The organism is Ruegeria meonggei (genome assembly GCF_042768335.1).
Taxonomy (GTDB): domain Bacteria; phylum Pseudomonadota; class Alphaproteobacteria; order Rhodobacterales; family Rhodobacteraceae; genus Ruegeria; species Ruegeria meonggei.
The window spans coordinates 2,287,374-2,297,500 of the sequence record NZ_JAXHBT010000001.1 but is presented as its reverse complement, the minus strand read 5'-3'; the positions used below and the strand labels follow the sequence as shown (position 1 = coordinate 2,297,500).

The window sequence follows — 10,127 nt, the reverse complement described above, 5'->3', positions numbered from 1 at the left end:
GGTGACGGATCTCAGAGGTAGTTCATCCTTATCGGATTGAATGGGCTGCTGAGAGGTTCCTGGAAATAGCCCTCCTATAAGACCGTACCCTAAACCGACACAGGTGGACTGGTAGAGAATACCAAGGCGCTTGAGAGAACGATGTTGAAGGAACTCGGCAAAATACCTCCGTAAGTTCGCGAGAAGGAGGCCCGGTTCCTAGGCAACTAGGGGCTGGGGGCACAAACCAGGGGGTGGCGACTGTTTATTAAAAACACAGGGCTCTGCGAAGTCGCAAGACGACGTATAGGGTCTGACGCCTGCCCGGTGCCTGAAGGTTAAAAGGAGAGGTGAGAGCCTTGAATTGAAGCCCAGGTAAACGGCGGCCGTAACTATAACGGTCCTAAGGTAGCGAAATTCCTTGTCGGGTAAGTTCCGACCTGCACGAATGGCGTAACGACTTCCCCGCTGTCTCCAACATCGACTCAGCGAAATTGAATTGCCTGTCAAGATGCAGGCTTCCCGCGGTTAGACGGAAAGACCCCGTGCACCTTTACTACAGCTTCGCACTGGCATCAGGATTGTGATGTGCAGGATAGGTGGTGGGCTTTGAAGCCGTGACGCAAGTCGCGGTGGAGCCTCCCTTGAGATACCACCCTTCGCACTCTTGATGTCTAACCGCGGTCCGTTATCCGGATCCGGGACCCTGCGTGGCGGGTAGTTTGACTGGGGCGGTCGCCTCCTAAAGCGTAACGGAGGCGCGCGAAGGTTGGCTCAGAGCGGTCGGAAATCGCTCGTTGAGTGCAATGGCAGAAGCCAGCCTGACTGCGAGACTGACAAGTCGAGCAGAGTTGAAAGACGGCCATAGTGATCCGGTGGTCCCGAGTGGAAGGGCCATCGCTCAACGGATAAAAGGTACGCCGGGGATAACAGGCTGATACTGCCCAAGAGTCCATATCGACGGCAGTGTTTGGCACCTCGATGTCGGCTCATCTCATCCTGGGGCTGGAGCAGGTCCCAAGGGTACGGCTGTTCGCCGTTTAAAGAGGTACGTGAGCTGGGTTTAGAACGTCGTGAGACAGTTCGGTCCCTATCTGCCGTGGGTGTAGGAGACTTGAGAGGAGTTGCCCCTAGTACGAGAGGACCGGGGTGAACGATCCACTGGTGGACCTGTTGTTGCGCCAGCAGCAGTGCAGGGTAGCTATGATCGGACAGGATAACCGCTGAAGGCATCTAAGCGGGAAGCCCCCCTCAAAACAAGGTCTCCCTGAGGGCCGTGGAAGACCACCACGTCAATAGGCCGGAGATGTAAGCGCAGTAATGCGTTCAGTTGACCGGTACTAATCGCCCGATAGGCTTGATTTGATCCAGTAATGGAAAGACAACCCACCGCCTCAAGTAGCGAAGCGGTAGGCGAACAAATAAGCCAAAAACATACACCTCATTAAACATGGATGGCTGTGTCGCGCCAAGCGGCACTGTTGATTGACATAACAACCGAGTGGCAACGCGCATTTGCACGCAAATACGCCGCCTGCCACTCGTCGCGCTTTGCAAAGCAAAGCCGCGACGGGGATTTTCCTCGGTTTGGTGGTCATAGCGCAAGCAAAACACCCGGTCCCATCCCGAACCCGGAAGTTAAGTGCTGCCGCGCCAATGGTACTTGGGCTTAAGCCCCGGGAGAGTAGGTCACCGCCAAACCTAGAAAAATCCCCCTCTCTCAAAACGATCAATAAACACCTGGCGCGGGGTGGAGCAGTCCGGTAGCTCGTCAGGCTCATAACCTGAAGGTCAGAGGTTCAAATCCTCTCCCCGCAACCAAAATCCAAACAGCCCGTTCGATCTACAAACAGTCCACTGGACTGTTTGCTTCACGATCAAACCTCGTCAGGCTCATAACCTGAAGGTCAGAGGTTCAAATCCTACTCCCGCAAACCAAAATAAAACACATCATCACACCCCACTAACGCCCCAAGGGGCGCTGTCCGCGTTTAAGGCCATCCCGCCCGGTGCTGCACCTGTGCTAGGCTGAGCAACCTACAGAAACGTAAACGCTGCAAATCCCAGCCTCGCTTAGCCCGAACCTCGACCCAAAAGAAATTCCAAAACATAGTCGTCGATCGCACTGTCAGCCGACGCGGATGATGCCTAGTAAACTTGCTGAGAAAACGACGATGGACGAACTGGCCGCGTAAGGCCAACAAGCAAACAATAAGGACCCTCCGCGAGACGGGGGAAACTGGGATCTCAGGTCAAATTGAATGCACGGCCGGTTATAGCAGCCGAATTCACTGTAAATCTGATTTTGCGTCTCCGCCTAACTATGTGTTCGGGTTTTCTTGGGGTCATAGATGGGGCTGGACACGATTTTGGAAGTTGTATCGAAACCGTCTCCTGCGACCTCTAGCGATGTTCCGAGCGGTAGATCGGGGTGGACATGGGCAAGGGCGAGGGACTTCCCCATCCGGTGTGAATAGCAAGGGCTATTGATCACGCCCACATCTTTGCCGCTGAGTGAAAGTGTTTCACCACCAGCAACCATGTCGGGGTGGTCGATGTCCAGGCAGACGTTGTTGACCTGCTCTTGTCCGCGCGCCGCCAACAGGGCGGCTTTACCGCGAAAGTCGCCTTTTGACCTGCTGACCGTAAAGCCCAGGCCGGCTTCCCAAGGTGTATTTTCCTCGGTCATGTCATAGCCATAAAACAGAAGACCCGCCTCGATGCGAACCTTGTCCAGCGCCGTAAAGGAGCATGGTGTGACGCCTGTGTTTACCAATTTGTCCCAGATATCGGTGATTACAGCCCCGTTGGCGAAAACTTCATACCCGCGCTCGCCGGAGTAACCGGTTCGCGAGATACGACAGGCGTGACCAAAGAGCGTCGCAGGCGCGTGTTCGAAATAGGCCAGTGCAGCCACGTCGATATCTGTATGAGCATTTAGGATATCCAGCGCAGCTGGCCCCTGAACCGACACATCATGCAAGTCATCGGTGAATTCGATTTGAACGCCGCGCCCTATTGCTGAGGCTTCCAGAAGCGCCATCGTATCACCAGATCCATGCACGATCATCCATTCGTCGCCGCCATTGTTTGACACAATGGCATCGTCCGCAATACCGCCCGCTTCGGTCAGCACACAAAGATAGGCCGCCTTGCCCGGCGGTACTTTTGACAGATCGCGCGTCGTCAAGTGATCCAGCACCGCCTGAGCCTCAACGCCACGCACAAACACTTTCTTGAGCGGCGACATGTCAAACATGCCGGCCCTGTCGCGCACGGCGTCGTGCTCGTCATTCGGGTCAGTATTGTAGGTCCAGGCAGTGCCCATTCCGTTCCAGTCCTCCAACCCTGATCCAAGCGCGGTGTGTCGCGATGCGAGGGCCGATGTGCGGCTGAGTTCCTTGGTCATGTCATGTCCCTTTTAGTACCATTCGTCCGGCATCGCCGCCTTGCGCTCAGCAACGAAATCCTCAAGCGCGGCACGAATGTCGGGGTTCATTTCAGGTTGTTGGTAGTCATCCAGCAATTGCTGCCAGCGCGCGGTTGCCCGTTGATCAGCGGTGAGTGAACCGTTCTCGACCCAGGCTTCATAAGGTCCAGCATCGGAAATCTGCGGTTCGAAATTGGCCGTTTTGTAATGGCGCAGTGTGTGGCTGGTAGAAAGGAAGTTCTCGCCCGGCCCAGCCTCGAGATAGGCATCGCGGCCATAGGTTTCCTCGTCAGTGTCGAAACCTTGCAGTAATTTCAACATTGCACCGCAGTGATCGACGTCCATGATGAATTTCTCATAGGACATGACCAGCCCACCTTCGAGCCACCCCGCGGCATGCCAGACCTGATGTGCGCCTGACAAAAGCGTGGCCCACATCGCGCCGGTACTATCCTGCATGGCCTGTCCGTCGGGCGCATTGGACGCGGTCATCTGCCCGCCACCCGACCGAACGGGCACACCAAGCCTGCGCCCCAGTTGCGTCAACGCCATTGTGGCCAGGTTCGCTTCGGGCGAGCCAAAGGTCAGCGCACCGGAGCGCAGGTTCATCGTGGAATGGAACGAACCAAAGACAACCGGGCAGCCTGGTCGAACCAGTTGCGTCAGCGCAATGCCTACCATTGCTTCGGCCAGAGTTTGCGCTGCGACCGCCGTAAGTGAAAGCGGCCCCATGGCACCCGCAAAGATCGCCGGAGAGACGCAGACGCATTGGTTTGCCCCGGCATAGATCCGAAGCGCGTCTGACATGGTATGATCGTAGACCAACGGCGAATTAACGTTGATATTGCCCTGCATGACCGCGTGGCGTTCCATGACGTTGTGCCCAAAAACCAGCCCGGCCATTTCGATGCTGTCGCGTGCGCGCTCGGGTGCGGTGACCGCCCCCATGAAGGGTTTGGTGGACAGGGTAAGATGCGCCAGCATCATATCAAGGTGGCGCTTGTTGACCGGCACATCTGTCGGCTCCACCACAGTGCCACCAGAATGGTGCAAGGCGGGTGTGCGGAAGGCGAGCTTCACGAAATTGCGGAAGTCTTCGAGAGTGGCATAGCGCCGGCCGCACGCCAGGTCGCTTACGAAAGGTGACCCATATCCGGGCATCAGCACGACATTGTCGCCACCAAGCCTCACGGTGTGCATCGGATCGCGCCCATGCAGATCAAATTCTTCAGGAGCGGTAGAGCACAGTGCGCGGGCTTGCCCGGGCTCAAAACGAACTCGTTCTCCATCGATCCGGGCGCCCACTTGTTCAAACAAGTCCAGAGCGGTCCTGTCTCCTCTGAATTCGACGCCAATGGTGTCCAGAATCCAATCCGCCTGATCTTCGATTCTGATCAGGTCCTGATTGCTTAGAAGATTGTATGCCGGAATCCGGCGTCCCTGGAATGTCGGATGCAAAGTGGAAGAGCTATGGCGCTTCATACGTCTGCGCCGCGCCCTGGGGCGACCACGTACAGAAGTGCCAGGAGTATCCGGAGTGTTCAAATGACCCAACGCTCTCTCTCCGTTTGATTACCGTTAGGCAAATAAACACGGCGCAGAGGCGTTGGAAAATCGAGTTTTTCTTTTCACTGCGTTCAAAAAATTTATACTCATGCCCATGAAATCACGCTTCCGACATCACGACCTTCTCAGATTGTTTCTAGAGATCGCCCGCCACCCGAGCTTTTCGGAGGCCGCGGCATCTCTGAACATGACAAAAGGGGCCGTCAGCTATCAGATCAAGACGCTGGAAGCCGAATTGGGTATGGTTCTGTTCCGACGCACAACGCGCGGCGTGGCGTTGACTGGTGAGGGGGTCAAGCTGAAGGATGCTTGTCAGGGCCACTTCGATGGAATTGAAACACAGCTTTCCGCCCTCAGAGGGAAACTCGCCCGGAGTTTGACGGTGGGGGTCTCAACCTATTTTGCTGCGCGATGGCTCTCGCCGCGTCTGATGACCTTCATGCAGGCGCATCAGGACGTGCAGTTACGCATACAGCCGATGATCGAGTTTTCAGACCATGAAGTGCAGGACATCGATCTTGCGGTCAGGTGGGGCAATGGCGGCCGGAACAATGGTGTTGTGACACCTTTCTTGCCATCGCCTGCCTACCCTGTCGGCAATTCCGATACTGCCCGCCTTGTCGATGAGCTGGGTATGGAACGTGCCATCTCGCAGTTGACGTTGCTGCGGGACCGCGATGACAGCAACGCGTGGTCGGACTGGCTGGAGACCACCGGGCTTCCCCAGCAGACGCGGCACGACGTATTGATTGTTCCGGACCCCAACGTTCGGGTGCAAGCTGTGGTTGATGGTCAGGGCATTGCTCTGATGGATGATCTTGTCCAAGACGAACTGGAGGCAGGGAAGTTATTCCGGCTGTCTCCGGCAGAGCTTTCTGACTACGGCTACTTTATCGTTCAACCAAGCTATGCTGCCGTGACTGAACCCGCCCGGGTCTTTTCTGACTGGCTGCTGAGTCAGGCCTGACCTGTCGTGCCTTTCACTTTGAAGCCCAAGAACATCCTAACCAGAAGAACGAAAGTTGATCAGTCGGTTCCAGCGATGGCTGTCGCGAGAATAGGTGCTTAGCCATTTGACATGAGACAGCTCGACCAGGTGAAGGCAGCCGCGTAAAATCTAAAGACTAGGGACGAAGCGAAGGTTCCTTTTTGCCTATGCGACCTAAGAGACATTTCCCGAAGCGAATTGATCCCGCAGCCAGGCTTCAAACAGATCAACCTCGGGACGTGTTACGCGTTTGGATGGGCGACGCATCAGATAATGCGCGTCCGGAAAGGGAATGGGCCTGCCCACCGGAGTTATGCCAGAGGTGAGGCCGCCTTGTTTTTCGACCAGACGACTCAGGACCGTCGCGTAACCGCCTCCGCTCGCTACCAATTGCAATGCTGAAATCGTGGTATCCATGAAGTACTGCGGCACCACCGGCAGCATGGAACAGCCGTTTGCACCGAAATACCTTTCCCAATTGCCCTCGTGTCCCAGAATGTGGATCAGCGGGCCGTGCAGAAAGTCTTTGGCTTGCCTGACCTTATTTTTGCTGTTTGCGGCGCAGATCGGAATGATCGTTTCGTCGGACAGTTTTTCCGACTGCGCATCGGTCCAGTCCCCTCGGCCTAGGCGTAGCTCAACATCAACCCCTTCCAGATTTGTCGCCTCGGTCCAGATATTCGTAACCACCCGCAGATCAATCCCGGGATGTTCTTGTCTGAACTCGGGCAATCGGGGTGATAGCCAAAGCGCCGCCGTCGAGATCGGAGCCTTTATGGTAATCGTTCTGGCGGCAATCGGTCCGAACAGGCTTGCCGAAACCAAGTCAATATCCGCAAAAGCCTGCCGCACCGTTGTGGCATAGGCTTGCCCCAACTCTGTCAAAGTCAGGTGCCGTGCACGCCTGTGAAACAGGTTGTTGTTGATCTGCTGCTCAAGCGATCTGATATGCAGGCTGACGGCAGTTTGCGTCAGGCCAAGCTCGACACTGGCATCGGTAAAGTTCATATGCCGTGCTGCGGCCTCAAAGCTGCGCAACCAGGTCAGGTTTATCGGCTTTGCGGGCATTTATCACCAAATATTTTTTGTGGTAAATTCATTTATTTATCATTTTCGAATTTGGATCAAGCGGGTGATAAAATGGCTGACGCTTGTCTACGGTATTGGTGAGGGTTCACTTTCGGAAATCAATTGCCGGTTTTCGGCTCAGCAGAAAAGCTCAGGTTAACCCTACACACTTACGGAAGGATGAAATGATGAAGGTTGGATTTATTGGTCTTGGCAATGTCGGCGGCAAGCTCTCTGGCAGCTTGCTGCGGAACGGGATTGATCTGACCGTGCTTGATTTGAACAGTGATCTGATGGACGTGGCGGTGGGTAAAGGCGCAAAGGTCGCGGAAAATGCTGCGGCGCTGATGCGCGATTGCGACGCGGTGATCACCTGTCTGCCATCGCCTGCGGCATCGGATGCGGTCATGAAAGAGATGTTGCCAGAGGTGAAAGAGGGCAAGATCTGGCTGGAAATGTCGACCACGGATCAGGCCGAAGCCGAGCGCCTTGGTGGTCTTATGATCGCGGCAGGTGGGGCTGCTGTGGATTGCCCGGTATCCGGTGGATGTCATCGGGCCGATACCGGAAACATCTCAATCTTTGCCGGCTGCGACCGGGCCACGTTTGACCGCATCCTGCCGCTTTTGACAACCATGGGTCGGCGCATCCTGCATACCGGAGAACTGGGCAGCGCCTCGATGCTCAAAGTGTTGACCAACTATCTGGCGACCGTCCATCTTGCCGCCAATGCCGAGGCACTGGTAACCGCAAAGGCGGCCGGAATGGACCTGAACACGGCATACGAAGCGATCAAGATCTCATCGGGCAACAGCTTCTCTCATGTCACCGAAAGCCAGGTCATCCTGAACGGGTCGCGCGATATCTCGTTCACCATGGACCTTGTGAAAAAGGATGTAGGGCTGTTCCAGAGCATTGCTGAACGCAATGGCGTGCCGTTGGAAATCTCTCCTTTGATCTGCCAGATTTTCGAGGATGGCATCGCACGCTATGGCGACCGGGAATTGTCGCCCAATATTATCCGCCGTCTGGAGGACGCGACAGGGCTGTCGATCTTGGCCCCGGGTTTCCCGCCCGAAATGACCGATGATGAACCAGAAGAGCCCGGATATGAGGTGATCCCGCAAAGTTTGGCCCCGACATCTGCCGCTGAATAACCAGGCAAACGCCCGGTCGTGGCAAACTGAAGGAAATGGCTGGCACGTAGAAGGTTCATGGACAACTTCTCAAAAATCTAGATTGGGGGCGAATGGGTCAAGCCATCGTCAGTTCGTATATTTCCCTTTCTCACCCCAACGACCGAGGCGACAGATCCGATGTCGACACTGCACGGCAGTCCAGGCGGCGAACGAGTTCCCGCAAACCAGCGGGCAAGCGCGACGGGACCTACTTGAGCGTCAGTTGAAAGAATCCAAAAGGCGCGCCGGTGATCCTGCTTGGGCCAAGAGAGGGGGAATGGGCGCGCCAAACACCAGTGGACTTACCTCTTGGTTGGGATCCACCAGTCATATCCGCGCGGGGTTGTAACATATTCGGGCCAGCGAAAGTCGAGCGGCGGCTCGTAATCACAAAGCGGAGGAATCCAGTTCGCCCCTGCGATACCTCCCCCTGTGCGTTTGACAAATTCGGCCATGGCAGCTGTTCGGGCGTCTTCATCTTCTAACAGGCGCAACGCCGAGGCTGCACATATTTTGGCAGCGGTCCGTACCATCGGGTTGATTGTCTCGGGCATTCCGCCAAGTGCATTCATCGCCCAGGCAGGCATTCCCGCGCCAGCCGGTGCGCGCAGGGCAGGGCGCGCGACGTAAAACCGGGCAGTCGGCGTGTGCCAGCACATATCGGTATAGTCATCTGAGGTTGAATTCTGTTGTTCCGGCGGCAGCGACTGGCGCAGGATAGCTTCGGCTTCGAGTGGATCCTGCAATCGGGTCAGCGCATCAATGAACGGGTTTGGGGTGGGGGCAAACCCCAGATTGCGCTGAACCTCGCGCCCCAGTTCCAATCCTTCTTCGGACCAGGCTGGCGCGCCGACCTGCTGCATAACATCCCAGACCAGATCCGCCATGGCGTGGTTGGCAAGACCGGGGCGCGATTTGGCGACCCAATGCCGTTCATAGCGGCAGCCCGTCATGTCCGCAGCGGCGCGGGCGTTGCGGTCCAGAACCTTGACCACCTGTTCAGCCATCTCAATCGTGGGGACGCGCATCATGTAATTGATGTCAGCCAAGGCAGCTGGCAAGTTGTCGGCAGTGGCTTGTCCCGCGGTCAGGATCGCCTCGGAGATAGACCAGCCACCAGAGTGAGGCAGCATCGAGTCGCGCAAGGATTTTGAGCTGGTATACATCAGGTTCAACGCATCATTGGCCCCGGGCGCCCGTACCGCGCTATGCGCCTGTGGAATGGGAGCACCATCGCGCGCACCCCAATGTTCCGGCTGATCACAGATAAACCGGTAGATGACCGAATAAGCGGCCCCGCAATGGGTATCCCGGCGCACCGTATTGCACATTGGCAGCATGTAGAAAGGGTGGAATGACAACATGCCCGCCAGCCCGTCATAGTATCCTTTGGCCGCGTGAATGGGCTTGGAGCCGCGCACCTTTTCGGCCGGTTCACCGGTAAAGCGCAAGCCGCCCTTGATCCCGTGTTTCTCCATCGCGGCTTTGGTTGCCAGAAGCCCGCCAAGTGCACCAATGCCCAGCCCTGAATGCGGGTCCGTGTGGCCGCCTGCATGGATGTTCAGGCCCTCGCGCGGTGCTTGATATGGAACCGCTGCCTGGCAATTATCTGGAATGCCGTCATATTCGGCGTACATTCCCACTACCGGTCCCGCACCATTATGCCATTCAGCGCAAAAGGCGGTGGGCATGCCGCCGGATCCTTCTTCTACCGTGAAGCCTTCTGCCCGCAGCCGCTCAACATACCAGGCCGCCGAGCGGTACTCGCGCCAAGCCGTTTCACCGTAGTCAAATATCGTGGCGCACCAGCCCGACAACTCGGGCATGCGCTGATCCACATAGGATTGCGAAGTGTGTTGGGCGGCGGAGAACAGCATGACATCACCGGGAATAGGTAGGATATGAACGCTCCGGCGAA

Annotated in this window: 6 protein-coding genes, 1 tRNA gene and 2 rRNA genes (1 of these 9 only partly in view); 5 read left to right on the top strand and 4 right to left on the bottom strand. The window is 56.5% G+C overall.

All coding sequences use genetic code 11. The annotated features are described in order from the left end of the window. From SJY13_RS11185 to SJY13_RS11175, 3 genes are all read left to right on the top strand, one after another. A 23S ribosomal RNA gene (locus SJY13_RS11185) occupies positions 1-1,344 on the top strand; it begins 1,487 nt to the left of the window's first position. Positions 1,345-1,565: 221 nt separating this feature from the next. Further along, positions 1,566-1,680: ribosomal RNA gene (gene rrf, locus SJY13_RS11180) — 5S ribosomal RNA — on the top strand. A gap of 43 nt (positions 1,681-1,723) precedes the next feature. Continuing rightward, a tRNA-Met gene (locus SJY13_RS11175) sits at positions 1,724-1,800 on the top strand. Positions 1,801-2,296: 496 nt separating this feature from the next. Here SJY13_RS11175 and SJY13_RS11170 read toward each other — a convergent pair. Beyond that, complete coding sequence (locus SJY13_RS11170; protein ID WP_377190964.1) at positions 2,297-3,388, bottom strand: aminomethyltransferase family protein; 1,092 nt, start codon at positions 3,386-3,388, stop codon at positions 2,297-2,299. Between the two features lie 12 nt (positions 3,389-3,400). Further along, complete coding sequence (locus tag SJY13_RS11165) at positions 3,401-4,954, bottom strand: trimethylamine methyltransferase family protein (RefSeq protein WP_377193609.1); 1,554 nt, start codon at positions 4,952-4,954, stop codon at positions 3,401-3,403. Positions 4,955-5,069: 115 nt separating this feature from the next. Between SJY13_RS11165 and SJY13_RS11160 the strand changes: the two genes are divergently transcribed. Beyond that, positions 5,070-5,942: a LysR family transcriptional regulator gene (locus SJY13_RS11160; protein WP_377190962.1), complete on the top strand. Its 873-nt coding sequence runs from the start codon at positions 5,070-5,072 to the stop codon at positions 5,940-5,942. 195 nt (positions 5,943-6,137) lie between these two features. On the opposite strand, the gene SJY13_RS11155 is transcribed toward SJY13_RS11160, so the two are convergent. Beyond that, positions 6,138-7,031 (bottom strand): LysR substrate-binding domain-containing protein, encoded by an 894-nt coding sequence (locus SJY13_RS11155; protein ID WP_377190960.1) that lies wholly within the window; start codon positions 7,029-7,031, stop codon positions 6,138-6,140. 188 nt (positions 7,032-7,219) lie between these two features. On the opposite strand from SJY13_RS11155, the gene SJY13_RS11150 reads away from it, so the two are divergent. Next, complete coding sequence (locus tag SJY13_RS11150) at positions 7,220-8,188, top strand: NAD(P)-dependent oxidoreductase (RefSeq protein ID WP_377190958.1); 969 nt, start codon at positions 7,220-7,222, stop codon at positions 8,186-8,188. A 323-nt stretch (positions 8,189-8,511) separates the two neighbouring features. On the opposite strand, the gene SJY13_RS11145 is transcribed toward SJY13_RS11150, so the two are convergent. Beyond that, positions 8,512-10,086 carry an amidohydrolase gene (locus tag SJY13_RS11145; protein WP_377190956.1) on the bottom strand — a complete coding sequence of 525 codons (1,575 nt, stop codon included), beginning with the start codon at positions 10,084-10,086 and terminating at the stop codon, positions 8,512-8,514. Positions 10,087-10,127: the final 41 nt, after the last annotated feature.